This window comes from Pseudorhodoplanes sp. (assembly GCF_035565855.1).
Classification (GTDB): domain Bacteria; phylum Pseudomonadota; class Alphaproteobacteria; order Rhizobiales; family Xanthobacteraceae; genus Pseudorhodoplanes.
Window position 1 is genome coordinate 14,197 of the sequence record NZ_DATMRX010000190.1, and the last position, 17,552, is coordinate 31,748.

The following is a 17,552-nucleotide window of genomic DNA, read 5'->3' on the forward strand; positions in this document are numbered from 1 at the left end:
AGCGTAGATGACACGATGTGATGCGATCTGCCGATGGACGCGGATCGGGCGATTGTGCCTGATCGGCGCGGTGTTTTGCGTCTCCATCGTGCGCGCGCACGCGCAGCCCGTCGGCGGCGACGTTCACGTCGAAATGTCGCAAGGGTTCGCGCGCATTCTGATTCACCTGTCGCAGGAGGTGGAATCGGAGGTGAAGCAGGCGGGCGGCATTGTGGTCGTTCATTTCAGGCGCCCGGTCAGGGTCGGCATCGAGAAACTCGCCCATGCCGCGCCGAATTATGTCGGCGCCGCGCGCAGCGATCCCGACGGCAAGGGCTTTCGGATCGCGCTCAACCGCAAGGTGACCGTCAATGCGATGGCGGCCGGAGAACGGCTCTATATCGACCTGTTGCCGGATACCTGGCGAGGCCTCGCCCCGGGTCTGCCGAAAGAGGTGATCGAGGATCTGGCGCGCCGGGCCCGCGAAGCCGAACGGGCGATGCGCGCGCACCACGAAGTCGCGCGGCGCAACGAACGCCCGGCGCGGGTTCGGGTCGCGACGCAGCCGACCTTCACCCGCTACGTATTCGAACTTCCCGAGGTCATTCCGGTTGCCACCGCGCGCGGCACGGATGACGTGACGTTGACCTTCGGCAGCCGGCTGAAATTCGATTTCGGTGAATTGAAGACGACGTTGCCGGCCGCGGTGAAAGCGATCGAGAGCTTCGACCAGACCAACTCCATCGCGGTGCGCTTCGCGTTGAACGAGAAGGCAGACGTGCGGACCTTCCGCGAGGACATGAACTTTGTTCTCGACGTCGGCAGTTCCGATGCCAGGGAAGCCGTCGTGCCGAACAAGGGCGATGACCTGGCGAGACTGGGCCAGGAGATTGCGCCGAAGAACGCGCTTCTTTCAGGGATCGAAGCGCCGCAGACTGTTCCTCCCGCAGCCCAGGACATAAAGCCGGCAGTGCCGACGCCTCTGCGAGCGGCACCGTCACCACAGAAGCCGGCCGCCATTACCGCGCACGAACATTCGGCGCCTCCGTCGGCGCCCCTTGCCGAGTCATTGGAGCCGTCCGCGTTGCCTCCGGTCGCAGCGCCCGAGACGAAGCCGATGGCCAAGGTGGTTCCGGCACTTGGCGTTCCGGTTCAGGAGAGCGGTTCCGGCGTGACAGCGCAGATGCAGCGCGACGGCGATCGGATCCGCCTGAGCTTTCCGTTCCATGCTCCGACGCCTGCTGCCATCTTCCGGCGTGCCGGTACGCTTTGGATGGTGTTCGATACGCGCGGCGCAATCACATTGCCCCAGCTCGGCACGGAGTCCGGTGGCATGATCCGGCACGCGCTCGGGACGGCATTGCCTGACGGGTATGTCGTGCGATTGATGCTGGACCGGCCGCGCATGGTGTCTGCGACGACCGATAACGGTGTTTGGACGATCACGATCGGTGACAACATCGCGGAAACGAGCGCGCCGCTCTCGATCGATCGGAGCCTCGTCACCGCGGCGCGACCCAGCATCGCGATCCCGCTGGAAAAAGCCCACGAATTGCACCGCATCGCAGACCCGGACATGGGGGATAGCATCCTCGTGGTGACGGCGCCGGGGCCGGCGCGGGGCTTCATCAAGCCCCAGGAATTTGTGGAGTTCCGTGCGCTCGCGTCCACCCACGGCGTTGCGGTCCAGCCGCTCGCAGACGATGTGCAGGTCGAGCTTGCTCCCGACAAACTGGTGGTGGTGCGGCCGGGCGGCCTGACCGTGTCGGGGCCTGGAGCCGCAGCGCGGTCGTCAAGCGCCAAACGCGCCATTCTGCTCGACGCGCAGGCCTGGGGTTTCGACCGGCAAGCCAATCTTGTCGAGCGGCAGAACAGGCTGGTCGGTGCGGCCGCCGATGCCGGCGAGACCAAGCGCAATGCGCCACGGCTCGAACTTGCCCGCTTCTATCTCGCGCGCGAAATGTATCCCGAGGCCAAGGCTGTGCTTGATGTCGCGCTGTCCGAGGAGCGGCCGTCGCGAGAAGACCCGTCGGCCCTGATGCTGCGCGCCATCGCGCTGTTGATGCTCGACCGTCCCGAGGCCGCTCTGAAGGAGATCGACCACCCGATGCTGGGCGACCAGCTCGACACACCCTTGTGGCGCGCATTCGCGCACGCTCGCATGGGCAAGTGGGAAGAAGCGCACCGCGGATTCAAGACTGCCGAAGGCCTGAGGACGACGCTGCCGGTCGAACTGCAACGCATCGCATTGCGAGAGGCGCTGCGGACGGCGATCGAGCTGCGCGATTACGAGACCGCGCAACATCTCTTCAGCGAATTTCAAACCATCGGTATTTCGCCGGAGATGCAGCCTTCGTTGTCCATCCTGCAAGGACGGCTCGCTCAGGGCCTCGGCAATACTCCGGAAGCGCTGCGCAGCTATCGGCAAGCCGCGGAGTCCGACGATCGGCCATCGGCTGCGCAGGGCAAGTTCCGCGATCTGACGCTGCGTTACGACACCGGGGATATCAAGCGCGCTGAGCTGATCGGAGAGCTCGAGGTTCTCAGCACGGTCTGGCGCGGCGACGAGACGGAAGTCGAAGCGCTGCACAAGCTGGCGAAGCTTTACACCGAAGAGGAGCGCTATCGCGACGCCTTTCATGTGATGCGGTCCGCCCTCAAGGCTCATCCGGAGGCGCAGATCAGCCGACGCATTTATGATGAAGCGGCGGCGACGTTCGATACGCTGTTCCTCGCGGGCAGGGCCGACGCGTTGCCGGCCATCGAGGCATTGAGCCTGTTCTATGATTTCCGCGAGCTCACGCCGATCGGCCGGCGCGGCGACGAGATGATCCGCCGCCTGGCCGATCGTCTGGTTGCAGTCGATCTCCTGCCGCAGGCGGCGGAGCTGCTGCAGCACCAGATCGACAATCGTCTGCAAGGGTCGGCCCGCGCCCAGGTCGCAACGCGGCTCGCCGTCATCTATCTGATGGACCACAAGCCCGAGCGCGCGCAGGCGGTGCTGCACTCAACGCGTGCCGCCGAACTCAATTCCGACCTGAGACAGCTGCGGATGATGCTCGAGGCCCGCGCCTTGTCCGATATCGGCCGCCATGATGTCGCGCTCGAGCTGACCGAAAACGTCTCGGGCCGGGAGGCGGTCCGGCTGCGCGCCGATATCCTCTGGTCGGCGAAACGGTTCGGCGAGTCTGCCGAGCAGATCGAGCGCATGTATGGCGATCGCTGGAGGGATTTTGCGCCGCTGACCGATGGCGAACGCGCCGACCTCCTGCGCGCAGCGATCGGATATTCGCTCAGTGGCGACACCATCGGTACCGGGCGCCTGAAGGAACGCTACCAGACGAAGATGATCGAAAGCCCGGACAAGCGCGCGTTCGAGGTCGCGACTGATCCATACGCCGCGAAGGGGCCCGAATTCCGGGAGCTTGCGAGCGCGGTGACTGCCTTCGCTTCGCTTGAAGCGTTTCTGCGCGACATGCGCCGGCGTTATCCGGAGATCGGCACCTTGTCGGCCGGCGAGACGCAACCCCAGCCTCAAAAGCAGACGCAGCGGCGCGCGGCCCCCACCGCGCTGGCCGCGACGGAGCAATCGCGCTGACGCGATTTCGGTTGAGCTCCGAATCGCATCGCTCATTTCTGTCATGCCCCGCGAAAGGGGCATCCAGTAACTCTTGAAGCAGTTATGTTCACTGGATCGCCCGCTTTCGCGGGCGATGACGGCGAGGAGAGCGGCTGCTTCTGTGAAGACCGGATGTGCTTTTAGGCGAGGCCCGCTCGGCCTATGTTCCGTAACTCTGAACGAGACTTCCCGCGACCAGCGTCCAGCCGTCGACCAGGACGAAGAAGATCAGCTTGAAGGGCAGGGACACCACGACTGGTGGCAGCATCATCATGCCCATCGACATCAGCACGGACGCGACCACGAGGTCGATGATCAGGAACGGCAGAAACAAAAGGAAGCCGATCTCGAAGGCGCGTTTGAGCTCCGAGATCATGAAGGCCGGGATCAGGATGCGCAGCGAGACTTCCTCGGGTGTCGCGGGACGCGGTTCGCGCGACAGGTCGAGGAATAGCGACAGGTCCTTCTCGCGCACATTCTTCAGCATGAAGGTCTTGAACGGGCCGGACGAACGCTCGAAGGCCTGCTCGGTCGTGATCTCGTTATTCAGCAACGGCCGGATGCCGACGTCATAGGCATTCTGGAAGGCCGGGCCCATGATGAAGGCGGTGAGGAAGAGGGCGAGGGCCACGATCACCGCATTGGGCGGAGCGGTGCCTGTGCCGAGCGCGGTGCGCAGGAGCGACAGAACCACGACGATCCGCGTGAACGACGTCATCATCACGAGGATCGACGGTGCAAGCGAAAGCACCGTGATCAGCGCGATGAGCTGGATCACGCGTTCGGTAAGGCCGGCGCCCTGGCCGAGATTGATGCTGATGTCCTGCGCGCCGGCAGGACTTGCCAGGATGCACAGACCGAGACTTGCGAGACTTACAAGGAGCGCGGCTCCCGTCAAAAGACGGACGCAAGCCGCGTTCGGTCTTGTCAGGAAGACGATCCCGACGGACGGCCGAGCAGATTAGCCATTTCCTGCTCGATGCTGCCGAAGACATCGTCCGGCTTGCTGTCGGCCCTGGAGTCAGCCGCGGCCGGCTCCGGCTCGATCGTGACGATCGGCGCGGTTGCGGGTATGGCCGGCTGCACCGGATCCTGAGCAGCGGCGGGCGGTGCGATCGGCGGCGCCACCGCAGGCGCGACTCGCGCAGGCGCCGCTGGCCGTGCGGTCGCCGCCGGTGCCGGAGCGGGTGCCGGTCCGGGACGGCGCAAGGCCGCCTCGAGGCGTGACGCCATGTCCGCGAGATTCTGGTCAGGGGCCGCGGCTGCGGCCGGGGCGGGAGCAGGTGAGGGCTTGGGCCGCGGCGCTTCGGCGGCCGGCGCTGGCCGCGCGGCGGGTGTCGGGAGCGGCGGCGCGGCGACGACCGGTTCTGCCGGGCGGACTGACAGCTCAGCGGCCAAGCCTGCAAGCGCGTCGGCCGAGCGGGAACGCTTGGCGGGCGCTGGAGCTGCCGCCACCGGCGCTGCGGGCTCAGCCGGGAGTGGCCATTGAGTCGCGTCTTGCGCTGCGCGGGCGGGGCGTGGAGCCGAATCGGGTTGCAATGGCCAGGCGGTTTCTTCGGCTGGCGAGGTGCGGGGCAGGCTGTCTGCAGCCGAGGGGGTTCGCGCGGCTGTCGTCTCGCGGGCGTTCTGACCCCGGACGATGTTGGCCTCGACGACGATGTCGGTCGGGCCCCCGATCATGAGCAGGTGCTCGATATTGTCTCTGCGGATCAGGACGAGCTTTCGCCGGCCGTCGACGGCTCCGGCCTCGATGACGGCGAGCCGCGGCGCACGGCCCCGCGTGTTCGTGCCGCCGAGCGCACCGGAACCGAAGCGGCGGATCAGCCAGGCGGTGACGCCGATCAACGCGAACACCACCACAAATGCGATGAAAAAGCGGACGGGCAACGATGTTCCTTCGCCGAAAAGGCTATCCATCGATCCTACCGGCCTCCCTGCTGAATGGACGAAACCAGCTGTTTCGGTCCCTCGTTAAGGTTTCGGCAACGCTTTGCCGCCCCAGATACTAACAAAGTCTAAACCACTTCAGCCCGTCCTTATAACGATTCTGCGGGCGCTGCAGGGCGAGACTTCATCATTTGGTAAATCCGCCATCCGGGGCCAAAGCATGACGGTGGCTTCTTTAACCGAACATTAACCATACACCCGGCAAAGATTGCCGGTCTTTGTCATGGTCGAAGAAGCCCGATGCCGATTTCCGGATTGCCGATCCTCGACATGCTCCGCACCAAGATGCACTGGCATCAGGAGCGCCAGCGGCTCCTCGCGGAAAACATCGCCAATGCCGATACGCCGAATTTCCGGCCCAACGACCTGACGCCACCGAATTTCGATCGGAACCGCCCCTTGGTCCATGGCGTCGCGCTGCAGCGCACGAGCGCGGGCCATGTGGCGTCCAGTCTGGGCGGCGGACCGGCGGCCTTCGAAAGCAAGCGGGGCGGTTCACAGACGCGGCCGAGCGGTAACGCCGTAAGCCTGGAAGACGAGATGCTGAAGGTCGCGCAGAACCAGATGGATTATCAGGCGGCGGCGAGCCTCTATACGAAGAGCCTCGGCCTCGTGAAAAGCGCGCTCGGCAAGCGCTAGGAGGCCATCATGGAATTCATCAAATCGATCGCCATCGCCGCTTCCGGTTTGCGCGCGCAGGCGGGCCGCATGCGGATCCTCGCTGAGAATATCGCCAATGCCGACTCGACGTCCCACAGTCCGGGCGCCGATCCCTATCGCCGCAAGATCCCGACCTTCCGCAGCGAGCTGGACCGCTCGCTCGACGCCCGCGTCGTCGCCCTCGGCCGCGTGCATCCGGACATGACGGCGTTCCAGACCAAGCACCAGCCCGGCCACCCGGCGGCAGACCCGACCGGTCATGTCAAATATCCGAATGTGAACCCGCTCGTGGAAATGACCGACATGCGCGAGGCGCAGCGTTCCTACGAAGCCAATATCAATGTCATCGGCGCGACGCGCCGCATGCTCCAGCGCACCATCGATATCCTGAGAGCGTGAGGGAGGCGGCATCATGCAAACCGCAGCAGGCGCAGCCAGGGCCTATGCCGCACTCGCGAAACTCGCCAATCCGGTGGAAGGCGCCGGCAAGGTCCAGGATGCAGGCGGGCAGAACTTCGGGGCGGTTCTGAAGGACGCGATGGCTCAGGTCACGCAGGCCGCCCAGGCATCCGACACCCAGGCCCAGTCTTTGGCGGTCGGAAAGGCCAATGTGGTCGACGTCGTGACCGCGGTCGCCGAATCCGAAACAGCCATCGAAACCCTTGTGGCCGTCCGTGATCGCGTGATCGCCGCTTACGAGGAAATCATGCGCATGCCGATCTGATCGGCCTTGCGCACCATCCGCCCGCAAAGAGCATCACGAGAAGAACAATGACAGGGCCCGAAGTTCTCGATGTGGCGCGCGATGCCATTCTGACATTGGTGCTGGTGGCAAGCCCGTTGATGCTGATCGGCCTTGCGGTCGGCGTCACCATCTCGCTGTTCCAGGCGCTGACGCAGATTCAGGAAATGACCCTCGTCTTCGTGCCCAAGATCCTCGCGATCTTCGTCGCCATGCTGATTGCGCTTCCCTTCATGGCCGACTCGCTGCAAGGGCATATGATGCGAATCTCGGCGCGGATCGTGAACGGCGGAGGGTGAAGGCGATCGGGCAAGTCCCCATCGTCTCGCCGCACCAGCGGTAGAAACAACATGCGGGTCGAACTTGCCTTTCTCCCCGTTCTCGCCGCGACCTTCATGCTGGTTTTCGCCCGCATCGGCACCATGGTGATGATGCTGCCGGGACTCGGCGAGATGAGCATGCCGGTTCGTGTGCGGCTCACCGTCGCGCTTGTGCTGAGCGCAATGTTCCTGCCGCTGCACCGCAATGCCTACACCATCGACCTGAAGGAATTCGGCCCGGTGCTTCTCATGCTGGGCCACGAAATCCTGATCGGCGCGATCCTCGGCCTCGTGGCGCGGCTCTCGGTCTCCGCCCTGCAGGTGGCGGGCACCGTGATCGCCCAGCAGATCGGGCTCGGCTTTGTCACGGCGGTTGATCCGACGCAGGGGCAGCAGAACGTCATTGTCGGCAACTTCCTTGCGATGCTCGGGCTCACGCTGATCTTCGCGACGGACCTGCATTACCTCGTCATTGCCGCCCTGAATGACAGCTATCGCATCTTTGCGCCGGGGGCTGCGATCATGGTCGGCGATGTCGCCAAGCTGATGACCGACACCGTTGCCGGCGCGTTCAAGGTCGGCATCCAGCTCAGCGCGCCGTTCCTGGTCTTCGGGCTTCTGTTCAATCTCGGCCTTGGCGTTCTGTCGCGCTTGATGCCGCAGATGCAGGTCTTCTTCGTGGGCATGCCACTGTCGATCATGCTCGGCCTGATGATACTGCTCATCGTGGTCTCCGCGATGATGGGCACGTTCCTGCAATTCATCGGCGCGATCCTGCGCCAGATCGCTCCCTATTCGTGAGCAGGCGCCATGGCCGAGCAGAGCGAAGACAACGAGAAATCAGAAGACCCGACACAGAAAAGGCTCGACGAAGCGCTGCAACGCGGCGACGTTGCCAAGAGCCAGGAGGTGTCGACCTGGTTCGTGCTGGCCGGCGGCACATTGATGCTGATGGTTTTCTCCGGCTCGATGGGGACCGGGCTGAAATCGACCTTCACCGGGCTGATCGCCAATGCGCATCAGATCCCGACCGATGGCGCGAGCCTCGTCCGCTTGTCCAGCCGGATCGGCGTCGAGGTGCTGGCTGCGGTCGCCATTCCGGTGTTGCTGGTCGCGCTGTTCGCGGTAGGCGGCAACGTGATCCAGCATCGCCTCGTGTGGTCGGCCGAAAGCCTCAAGCCGAAATTCTCCAAGATCTCGCCGGTCTCGGGATTGAAGCGGCTGTTCTCGAAAGTCGCGCTCGTCAATTTTGCGAAGGGCATCGCCAAGATCGCCTTGCTCGGCACCGTGATGGCGATGCTGCTGTGGCCCGAGCGCGATCGCCTCGACACGCTGGTGACGCTCGATGTCGCCGCGATCCTGCCTTTTGTCTCGGTCTTCGCTCTGAAGATGCTCGGCTTCGTCGTCGTCATCATGGCATTCATCGCCGCGGCCGATTTCTTCTTCCAGTACCGGCAATGGTTCGAGAAGCAGAAGATGTCGCTTCAGGAGATCAAGGAGGAGTTCAAGCAGACCGACGGCGATCCGATGGTGAAGGCGCGCATTCGCCGGATCCGCGAGGGCCGTATGCGCAAGCGAATGATGGCGGCGGTCCCGGAAGCTTCGGTGGTGATCATGAACCCGACCCACTACGCGGTTGCGCTGAAATACGACCGCGGCGATAACGCTCCAGTCTGCGTCGCCAAGGGTCTCGACGCCATCGCGCTCAAGATCAGGGAAGTCGCCGAAGCGCATAACGTCCCGGTGGTCGAGAACCCGCCGCTCGCGCGCGCCTTGCATGCCAGTGTCGAGATTGATCAGGAGATTCCGGCCGACCATTATCGGGCGGTCGCGGAAGTCATCGGCTATGTGATGCGGCTGCGCCGCGGGCTGGGGCATTGATCATGCGGCGCCTCGGCACGGCCTTGTCGGCCATTCGGGGAGCCGGGAACCCGGCGCTTCGTGCGCCGGATATCCTGAATTATTCGGCCCATCGCCGCCCGGCCGGCGGCGAAGACCTCTTGCGGATCACCTTGCGGTTGAGGCATCAGCAATCATGACGTCAACTGATTTGGGCGAGATGAAGCTTCACCGTTCACAGCGCGGAGGCAGTATCGGGCTCGTCTTGCTCATCGCGGTCCTGCTTGTCGGCGCAGCGATCGGGCTGTTGCAGGTGGGGCGCGGGAATACCGCTCTTTATATCCTGATCCTGCTTGCGATCCTTGGCACCGTCGGAGTGTTCTCGCTGTTCGCGCTGGCCTCCGGGATCATGCGCTTCGGAGCCCGGGAGCGCGACGATTCCGACATCAAGAGCCTCGTGGACGGAGCATTCGACGGGATTCTGGTCACCGATGCCGGCGGCCGGGTCCTCTATGCCAACCAGGCCTATCTGAGCCTGATCGGCGCCACGAGCCCGAGGGATGTGCGGCCGATCGAGCGGGTGTTCCTTGGCGATCCCGATGTCTCGGAAGCGGTTTATCGCCTGCTCAAGGCGGCCCGCGAGGGCCGGCGCCTTCAGGAGGAAGTGCGGGTCGGCGGCAGCCGCGGCGAGCCGGCGCGCTGGCTGCGCCTGCGCGTTCGTCCCGGCAGCGACAAGCGCCGGACGCGGACCACGGTCTGGAGCGTCGCCGATGTCACGCGAGACCGCGAGAAGCAGGAAAACGTCTTCCAGGAATTGCAACACGCGATCGATTACCTCGATCACGCGCCGGCGGGCTTTTTCTCGGCGGATGCCGCGGGCAACATCGTCTATCTGAATGCGACGCTCGCAAGCTGGCTCGACCAGGATCTGGCGGAAGTCGGCTCCGGAGGGCTCCGGCTCTCCGATATCGTGCCGGGCGAGGGTGCTTCGCTCCTCAACATTCCGGCGATGCCGGGCGAGGTGAAGACCGAGGTTCTCGATCTCGATTTCAAGACCCGCGGCGGCCGCTCCATTCCGGTGCGGCTGTTCCACAAGGTCGCGTTCGGTGCCGATGGCACCCCCGGACCCTCGCGTACGCTGGTGCTGAATAGAGCCCGCGGCGAGAACGAGGATGCGCAGCGCGCCGCCGAAGTGCGCTTCATGCGGTTCTTCAACAACACACCGATGGCGATCGCGACCGTCGACCGGTCCGGCCGAGTGGTGCGCTCGAATGCCCTGTTCGCGCGCATGTTCAAGGACATCGCGGACGCCCATCGCAACATCCTGAGCACGGTTGCCGAACGCGAGCGCGGTGCGCTCCAACAGGCGCTCGCCCACGCAAGCGAGGGCCAGGGCGATATCCCGCCGGTGGAAGCGGCGCTGTCGGTCGGATCGGACCGGTTCGCCACCTTCTTCGTGACGGCGATCGATGACGACGCCGACCGCGAGTCCGAGGCGGCGATCATCTATGCGCTCGACAATACCGAGCGGCGCGCGCTGGAAAACCAGATCAAACAGCAGCAAAAGATGGATACCGTCGGCCAGCTCGCGGGCGGTATCGCGCACGACTTCAACAACGTCCTGTCGGCGATCATGATGGCGACGGATTTCCTGCTCGGCGCGCATAAGCCGACCGATCCGTCATTCGCCGACATCATGCAGATCAAGCAGAATGCCAACCGCGCGGCCTCGCTGGTGCGGCAATTGCTGGCCTTCTCGCGCCGGCAGACGCTCCGTCCGCAGGTGCTCGATCTCGGCGAGTCGCTGTCCGATCTGACGATCCTGCTGCGCCGGCTGATCGGCGAGAAGGTCAAGCTCGAGGTTGTTCACGGCCGCGATCTGTGGGCGGTGAAGGCGGACCTGTCGCAATTCGAACAGGTTATCGTCAATCTCGCGGTCAACGCACGCGATGCCATGCCTGATGGCGGCAGCCTGACCGTCCGCACGGCGAATGTGTCCGCGGGCGATCCGCGGCTGACCTCGCACAAGGGAATGCCCGATGGCGATTACGTGCTGGTGGAGGTTGCCGATAGCGGGACCGGGATGTCGCCCGAGGTGATGGCGCAGATTTTCGAGCCGTTCTTTTCCACGAAGGAAGTCGGAAAGGGCACCGGCCTCGGTCTGTCGACGGTCTACGGCATCATCAAACAGACCGGCGGCTTCATCTATGTTGATTCCGAACTGGGGAAGGGATCGACATTCCGGATCTTCCTGCCGCGCCACATTGCCGAGAAGGAAGAGCCGGCAACCGCCGAAAAGCCGGCCGTCGCTGCGGCCGCCGCGGGCAGCCCGGCCGAAGCGGCGCAGGCGGATCTGACCGGTCGCGGCACGGTGCTTCTGGTCGAGGACGAGGAGGGGCTTCGCGCCCTCAATGCAAGAGGGCTGGCGTCCCGTGGCTATACGGTGCTGACCGCCTCGAACGGCGTCGAAGCGCTTGAGGAGCTCGAGAAGAACGAGGGCAAGGTCGATCTCGTGGTGTCGGACGTCGTGATGCCGGAAATGGACGGCCCGACGCTGCTCAAGGAGATGCGCAAGAAGAATCCGAACCTGAAAATGATCTTCGTTTCAGGTTATGCCGAGGATGCCTTCCAGAAGAACCTGCCGCCGGGCGGCCAGTTTGCCTTCCTGCCGAAGCCGTTCACCCTCAAGCAGCTGGTCGAGCAAGTGAAGCAGACGCTTTCGCAGTGACAAGGGTGGCGCGGCACCGGTCGCGCCATCGATTCTCTCAGCCCAGCGCTTAGCGCATCTCGAACAGCTCCATCTGGAAGCGCTTTGCAACGTCCATTCCCGCTTTGGCGAAGTCGCGCCGGAGCGCTTCGCGAAAGCCCGCCGGACCGCAGAACCAGATGCTGGCCTCCCGCCAGTTCGGCACCGTTGCGCGGATGCGTTCGCCATTGAGCCGGCCGTCGCGGCTGTCGTGAAGAACGTGCAGGCGAATACCGGCCGCCGCGGCGTCGGCGGTGAGCCTTGCGATGGCCTCCTCGCTGTAGTCGGCCGTGGGGTGGAACAGATCGACCTCCTGCAGGCGTGACGGCCGCGGCTTTGTCTTTCGCTCGCGCGCCAACGCCTTCATGCGCGCGATGAAAGGCGTGATGCCGATGCCGGCGCCGACCCAGATCTGGTGCGGGCAATCATCCTCGAAGGTGAAGCAGCCATAGGGCCCCTCGACCGTCACCCGTTCGCCGACATAGCGTCGCTCGCGCAGCGTTCTTGTGTAGTCGCCGAGCTCCTTGGTGATGAAGGTCAGCGTGTGATCGGCCGGATCCCAGGCGCACGCAATGGTGTAGGGGTGCGGTCCGTCGGCGGGATCGCCGGTCACGAAGGCAAACTGACCCGGCTTGTGCCCCGGCCAGCTCCTGGGGATATCGATATCGCCTTCGATGACGCGAAGCTCCGGGTAATAGTGCAGGCGCGCGATCGTCCCTTCGACCGTGCGGTCCGCGCCGACGCGTCGCAACAGGACGAGAATCGCCGCGACCGTTCCGGAAGCGAGCAGCACCGCCATCACGACGCCGAGCGGCGTTGCCCAGGAGCCGAATTGCAGCAGCACCACCGCGTGGAAGACCAGCACGAGATAGACGACCGCTACAAGCCGGTGCGTCTTGTAGAAGAAGCGATAGGGGATGGCGCGGATCAGCGCGACGGCGATCAAAAGCACCGCGGCATAAAAAGCCCATTCGCCGAGGTCTTCGGCAAAGCCCCGCTGCGACCGCAACAGCTGCTCGATCGCATTTTGAGCCGGGACACGCGCGCCGCGGACCGGCCGCTCCAGCAGCCCCCAGCCGACCAGCCATTTCGGTCCTTGCGTCCACAGCCAGTGTGTGATCGCCAGCACAAGGCCGCCGATGCCGAGCCATTTGTGCAGGCGGTACATCTTGTCGAGGCCGCCAAGCCACCGCTCCGGCCAGCGCGGGCGCAGCGCGAGGATCATCGCAAGGCTCATGCAGCCCATGGCCAGTATGCCGGTAAGCTGCACCATCGGGCTGCGCATGGCGAAGATGCCGGCGGGTGGCAACGCTGGCGGATCGACGATCAGGCAGAGCGCGGTGAGGAGGGCCAGAAAGCCCCAGAAGGCAAGTTTGATGCGGCCCATCGGGGGCCCTTTCTCCCCTTGCGCCCCTGCAAAAGAATTCCCCGCGCGGCAGCCATTGTCTGCCGATGCGCGCGCGCGTCATTGATTTCGCTCAAGCGATGAGTGCCGTCCGCTCAAACACGGCGCGGGCAGCGTCGCTTAAGACAGCCGCCCGGCGACTGGCTCGCAGGAGGCGATCACCAACCGTTATAGGCAGGGCCCCAGCGTCCGGCCCTGCGGCAGACGAAGCCGATATAGTCGCCGTACCAGGGGTGCACGCTCGTGATCACAGCGTATTTGCCGTATTGCATGCAATGCGCGCCCGCTAGTTGCAGGGCGTGTTCGTCGGCGCCGGGCCGATAGGGGATGATGCCGCCCGTATCGTTGCCCTTGACCCCCCAGCCGCCCCAGAAGAACACCTGCACCACGATCCCTGCGGCAAGCGCGCGCATTGCGGGCCTGTTCAATCGCGGCATCTGCATCAGTATTTCCCCCAGCTGCGGGCGTGTGTCACACCGGCCATCCCCTTTACGGCATGTATTATGTCAAGGACAGGCGCGGCGCTCCAGTGCCGGCGCGCCACGGCGCGGGACTTATCTTCAGCCGGCGGGTGTCCTATATGTCGGCCCATAACTCATGGTCTGGGAGGACCTCCTTTATGTCGGGTTTCTGGAACTTTCGGTACATCCTGGGCGGCCTTGCCGTGCTGGTCGTGCTCGCCGTGACGGCGGTGGATGCCGATGCACGCCGGGGCGGCAGCTTTGGCAGCCGGGGCAGCCGCACCTACACGGCGCCGCCCGCAACCCAGACGGCACCCAATGCCGCGCCGATCAACCGTTCGATCACCCAGCCGCAGACGCCCCGTGCCGGTAGCGTGGGTCAAGGCACGGCTCCCCGGGCCGGTGGCCTGTTCAATCGCGGCGGCTTCATGGGCGGCCTGATGGCCGGCTTCCTCGGCGCGGGTCTCCTCGGCCTGTTGTTCGGCGGCGGATTCCTCAGCGGCCTGTCGTCGTTCGCCGGCGTTCTTGGCCTTTTGATCCAGATCGTGCTTGTCGTCGTGGTGGCGCGCCTGCTTTGGGCCTGGTGGCAGCGTCGCCAGCAGCCGGGTTATGCAACGGCCGGCGGCCCTTCATTACGCGATGCCAACCCCTATGAGCGGCCGAATGCACCGCAACCGGCTTACGGCGGTGGCGGCAGCGCGGCGCCGACGCTAGGGGGTGGAGACGCGATCGAGCTGACCCCGCAGGACTTCGATGTCTTCGAGAAGCGTCTGTCCGACGTGCTGGCCGCGTTCTCGAACGAGGACGTCGTGAAGTTGCGGGCATTCGCGACTCCGGAAGTCGTCAGCTATCTCGCCGAGGAGCTGAATGACAATGCGAGCCGCGGGCTTGTGAATACCGTGAGCGACGTCAAGCTGCAGCAGGGCGATCTTGCGGAAGCCTGGCGCGAGGGTGGTACCGAATACGCAACGGTCGCGATGCGTTACAGCTCGGTGGACTACACCACACAGCGCGCCACCGGGCAGTTGGTCGATGGCAGCAAGGAGCCCGTCGAGCGCACCGAATTGTGGACCTTCATGCGGTCCCACGGTGGCGACTGGATCTTGTCGGCGATCCAGGAAGCCTGATCGCGCGCAAACGAAAGGACGACGGAGCCCGGCAATGCCGGGCTCTTTTCATTTAATGACCCGCCATCCCCAGAGCACGATGGCCGCGCCGGCGATGGCGCCAAGGAAAGCGACCGGACCGGAGACCGCAAGCGCGACCAGGTGGTAACCGATGAACGCGCCGGCGATGCCGACCAGGGCGCTCGTCACCATGCCGCGTGTCGACCCGGCAATCTGGCGCGTGAGCCAGCCTGGACCCGCGATCCGGTCGAAGATCAGTCCGGCGACAATGCCGATGACGAGAATGATGGCGAGCGTCAGCGCAGGGTCGATCCGCATCGCAGGTCTCCCGAGAGGATGCCTTTAAGGTTAGGACAATCCGGTCCCCGGGCGCGCGCGGTGTCGCGCCCATCCCCGTTATTCTGCGCGTAACGCTTGCGGCGGCTTTGCGGCAAACTGCCAAATCCTGCCCGCTCCACGACATCAAATCGGCGGAAGCGCCTGTTCCTCTTGCCCGGTCCCGGGGGAGGGCCATGCGTATCCGTCTCGTCTTAGCTGCCGCAGCGCTCTTCGCTGCCATGACACTGCCGGTGGCTGCCGCAGGGCAGCGATCGGCCGGCTTCCTGTCGTCCGATGAGGTCATGACCTGGATCAATGGCTACCGGCACAAGCCGGAGCCGCACCGTTTGCCGGACGCCGTGCAGGCGATGAGCCGGTATGGCGCGTTGCGCGACCCGGATAATGCCGGCGCCTTTATCGGCTTCATATCGGGGGTGATCGGCGCCAATCCGAACATTGCCGGCGATCTGATCGCGAAGAGTTTCCCGATCAATCCGGAAGACGACTGGGCCATGGTGCGCGCGATCGCCCATTCCGGACTTCCGGACTGGAAGCATGTACTGGCCGAGCATGCGTTCCGGATGCCGGCACGCAAGGTCATGATCGCCAAATATATCGATGGCTCGTTGCCGACGCTCGGCTCGACCGTCCCGCAGAAGGCGCCCTCGGCAACGGAGAAGTTCAAGCGCCTGTTCACGCGCGACAAGCCGAAGGAGCCGATGGTGGACTGGGCGCTCGAAGCCTCGCCCGAACTTCTCGACATGCTGTGGGGCCGCTTCTTCGCGACCGGCGATTACGGTCCGATCCTTCGCATCGTCGGGATGCTGCCGTGGTCCAACGAACGCGACAGCGTCGACAAGCTCACCATCGGCGTGATGGCGAAATACACGCTCGCCAGCAATTCCGCGCGCGATCCCAAGCTGCTCGCGATGCTCAAACGCAGTGCCCGTCATCAGCCCGAGGACACCGCCAAGATCCTCAAGCAGATCACCGACGCCGCCGACACCATGCAATTGACCGCAATCCGGAAAGAGGCGCTCGCGGCGATCGAAGACCTGAAGCGCAAGGGTCCCGGCTCCAAACGCGACATGATGACGGCGGGCCGGATCGGCGAAAGCGCGATTGCGCTCGGCTGTATCGGCGCGGCGGCGACCGGCAATGTCGCGCTCGGATTGCCCTGCGTCGTTGGCGGCGCCGTCACCTCCGCGGCTCTGCGCACCTGGGCGGGGCAATAAGCGCGCATCGACCATTCGACGTATTGTGCGCGTCTTTGTCCGGAGCTCGCATCGGAACAAGGTCTGCGGCCCTGCGTTTCCGACCGGAGACGCAAAGGAACGCCGACATGATCGAGAAAACCGACCAAAATCCGCCGGATCGCCGTGCCAACAGTAGCGGCTGGATCGGTTTTGCTGCGCTGTGTGCGCTCGCCATCATCGCAGCCGCGTCACTCTTCGTTCTGTACGGCATTCCCGGCACCACTGGCGGCTCTTCGCCCAGTCAGCAGCAGACATCGGGCGCGCCCGAGCCTAATAAAGACTTCAACGACGGCCGCACCCGCCAGAATACGACCGGCTACGGCGACAAGTCCGCTCAATAAGATAACGCGACCTTAGTCAACTGGCTCTGCGTTTACATCGTCGGGTTGGCGTAATGCGCGCCAAGCCGGTGCGCGCCATAGGCGGACCCGGCGATGTCAAAATTGAACGAGAAATGCTGGCTGATCGACAGCACGTCGCGCAGGTAACGCTGCATCGCGTCGTGCCGGTAAATGCCTTGCGCCCCGTAGCAGGACCAGAGTGTTTCGATCGCCTCGCGTGCTTGCGAAACCGCAAAAGCGGATTGCGCGCGAAAGCGCAGCTTGGTTTCGAGGTCGGGTGAATCGCCCCGCGCCGCGATGTCGTGGAAGTCGATCGACGATTGCCGCAGGAACGCGCGTGCGGAATCGATCAGGCAGCGGGCGCGGGCGAGCTTGATCTGAACGGCCTGGAAGTCGGCGACCCTCGCGCCCGTATAGGTTCCGGAACGCTTTGCCATCGTTGCGAGGAAGGTTTCATACGCGCCTTCCGCTGCGCCGACAGCCGCGGGCGCGAGCGGATGGCTCGATGCTGCGACGATCGGGATGCCGTAGAGCGGTCCGCGATTGATTGCACCGCCGGGATGCGCAAAGCCGCCGCGGCATAATTGAAGCGCAAGCGCGCGCCGCTCCGGGACGAACAATTCCTTGACGGCCACATCCTTGCTGCCGGTCCCGGCCATGCCCATCGCGTACCAGGTGTCGATGATCTCGTAGTCGTCCTTCGGCACCAGGCACAGCCGCCAGTCGACAGGCGGCTTGCCGTCCTCCTCGAAGACCGAGACCGCCAGCATGTTCCAGTCGGAATTGTCGACC

Annotated in this window: 17 protein-coding genes; 11 read left to right on the forward strand and 6 right to left on the reverse strand. The window is 64.6% G+C overall.

Going from position 1 to position 17,552, the window contains the following annotated elements:
• The first annotated feature begins 7 nt into the window (after nucleotides 1–7).
• Entirely contained in the window at nucleotides 8–3,577 is a 3,570-nt protein-coding gene (locus tag VN004_RS10595) for a tetratricopeptide repeat protein (protein WP_325609722.1), read from the forward strand.
• 181 nt (nucleotides 3,578–3,758) lie between these two features.
• On the opposite strand, the gene fliP is transcribed toward VN004_RS10595, so the two are convergent.
• Together fliP and VN004_RS10605 are read right to left on the reverse strand one after the other, a co-directional pair.
• Nucleotides 3,759–4,496: a flagellar type III secretion system pore protein FliP gene (gene fliP, locus VN004_RS10600; protein WP_325609724.1), complete on the reverse strand. Its 738-nt coding sequence runs from the start codon at nucleotides 4,494–4,496 to the stop codon at nucleotides 3,759–3,761.
• A gap of 29 nt (nucleotides 4,497–4,525) precedes the next feature.
• On the reverse strand, nucleotides 4,526–5,485 hold the full coding sequence (locus VN004_RS10605) for a flagellar biosynthetic protein FliO (protein ID WP_325609726.1): 960 nt from the start codon (nucleotides 5,483–5,485) through the stop codon (nucleotides 4,526–4,528).
• A 300-nt stretch (nucleotides 5,486–5,785) separates the two neighbouring features.
• Between VN004_RS10605 and flgB the strand changes: the two genes are divergently transcribed.
• From flgB to cckA, 7 genes are all read left to right on the forward strand, one after another.
• Nucleotides 5,786–6,184: a flagellar basal body rod protein FlgB gene (gene flgB / locus VN004_RS10610; RefSeq protein ID WP_325609728.1), complete on the forward strand. Its 399-nt coding sequence runs from the start codon at nucleotides 5,786–5,788 to the stop codon at nucleotides 6,182–6,184.
• Nucleotides 6,185–6,193: 9 nt separating this feature from the next.
• Nucleotides 6,194–6,604 carry a flagellar basal body rod protein FlgC gene (gene flgC / locus VN004_RS10615; protein WP_325609730.1) on the forward strand — a complete coding sequence of 137 codons (411 nt, stop codon included), beginning with the start codon at nucleotides 6,194–6,196 and terminating at the stop codon, nucleotides 6,602–6,604.
• Nucleotides 6,605–6,617: 13 nt separating this feature from the next.
• Nucleotides 6,618–6,929 (forward strand): flagellar hook-basal body complex protein FliE, encoded by a 312-nt coding sequence (gene fliE, locus VN004_RS10620; RefSeq protein ID WP_325609732.1) that lies wholly within the window; start codon nucleotides 6,618–6,620, stop codon nucleotides 6,927–6,929.
• A 47-nt stretch (nucleotides 6,930–6,976) separates the two neighbouring features.
• A complete protein-coding gene (fliQ, locus tag VN004_RS10625; protein ID WP_325609734.1) occupies nucleotides 6,977–7,246 on the forward strand; it encodes a flagellar biosynthesis protein FliQ in 270 nt (89 codons plus the stop codon).
• 51 nt (nucleotides 7,247–7,297) lie between these two features.
• Nucleotides 7,298–8,068 carry a flagellar biosynthetic protein FliR gene (gene fliR, locus VN004_RS10630; protein WP_325609736.1) on the forward strand — a complete coding sequence of 257 codons (771 nt, stop codon included), beginning with the start codon at nucleotides 7,298–7,300 and terminating at the stop codon, nucleotides 8,066–8,068.
• Between the two features lie 9 nt (nucleotides 8,069–8,077).
• Nucleotides 8,078–9,148, forward strand: coding sequence for a flagellar biosynthesis protein FlhB (gene flhB, locus VN004_RS10635; RefSeq protein ID WP_325609738.1), 1,071 nt, complete (start codon nucleotides 8,078–8,080; stop codon nucleotides 9,146–9,148).
• Nucleotides 9,149–9,326: 178 nt separating this feature from the next.
• On the forward strand, nucleotides 9,327–11,834 hold the full coding sequence (gene cckA / locus VN004_RS10640) for a cell cycle histidine kinase CckA (protein ID WP_325609740.1): 2,508 nt from the start codon (nucleotides 9,327–9,329) through the stop codon (nucleotides 11,832–11,834).
• Between the two features lie 49 nt (nucleotides 11,835–11,883).
• Here the strand turns inward: cckA and VN004_RS10645 are convergent, their stop codons facing one another.
• Together VN004_RS10645 and VN004_RS10650 are read right to left on the reverse strand one after the other, a co-directional pair.
• Nucleotides 11,884–13,239 carry a ferredoxin reductase family protein gene (locus tag VN004_RS10645; protein ID WP_325609742.1) on the reverse strand — a complete coding sequence of 452 codons (1,356 nt, stop codon included), beginning with the start codon at nucleotides 13,237–13,239 and terminating at the stop codon, nucleotides 11,884–11,886.
• A gap of 176 nt (nucleotides 13,240–13,415) precedes the next feature.
• Complete coding sequence (locus VN004_RS10650; RefSeq protein WP_325609744.1) at nucleotides 13,416–13,700, reverse strand: hypothetical protein; 285 nt, start codon at nucleotides 13,698–13,700, stop codon at nucleotides 13,416–13,418.
• A gap of 176 nt (nucleotides 13,701–13,876) precedes the next feature.
• Between VN004_RS10650 and VN004_RS10655 the strand changes: the two genes are divergently transcribed.
• Nucleotides 13,877–14,845: a TIM44-like domain-containing protein gene (locus VN004_RS10655; RefSeq protein WP_325609746.1), complete on the forward strand. Its 969-nt coding sequence runs from the start codon at nucleotides 13,877–13,879 to the stop codon at nucleotides 14,843–14,845.
• 48 nt (nucleotides 14,846–14,893) lie between these two features.
• Here the strand turns inward: VN004_RS10655 and VN004_RS10660 are convergent, their stop codons facing one another.
• Nucleotides 14,894–15,163 (reverse strand): transglycosylase, encoded by a 270-nt coding sequence (locus tag VN004_RS10660; protein WP_325609748.1) that lies wholly within the window; start codon nucleotides 15,161–15,163, stop codon nucleotides 14,894–14,896.
• A gap of 194 nt (nucleotides 15,164–15,357) precedes the next feature.
• Between VN004_RS10660 and VN004_RS10665 the strand changes: the two genes are divergently transcribed.
• Together VN004_RS10665 and VN004_RS10670 are read left to right on the forward strand one after the other, a co-directional pair.
• Nucleotides 15,358–16,398 carry a hypothetical protein gene (locus tag VN004_RS10665; protein WP_325609750.1) on the forward strand — a complete coding sequence of 347 codons (1,041 nt, stop codon included), beginning with the start codon at nucleotides 15,358–15,360 and terminating at the stop codon, nucleotides 16,396–16,398.
• Between the two features lie 107 nt (nucleotides 16,399–16,505).
• Nucleotides 16,506–16,760 (forward strand): hypothetical protein, encoded by a 255-nt coding sequence (locus VN004_RS10670; RefSeq protein ID WP_325609752.1) that lies wholly within the window; start codon nucleotides 16,506–16,508, stop codon nucleotides 16,758–16,760.
• 32 nt (nucleotides 16,761–16,792) lie between these two features.
• On the opposite strand, the gene VN004_RS10675 is transcribed toward VN004_RS10670, so the two are convergent.
• On the reverse strand, nucleotides 16,793–17,552 hold a 760-nt coding region (locus tag VN004_RS10675; RefSeq protein WP_325609754.1), incomplete at its 5' end, for an acyl-CoA dehydrogenase family protein.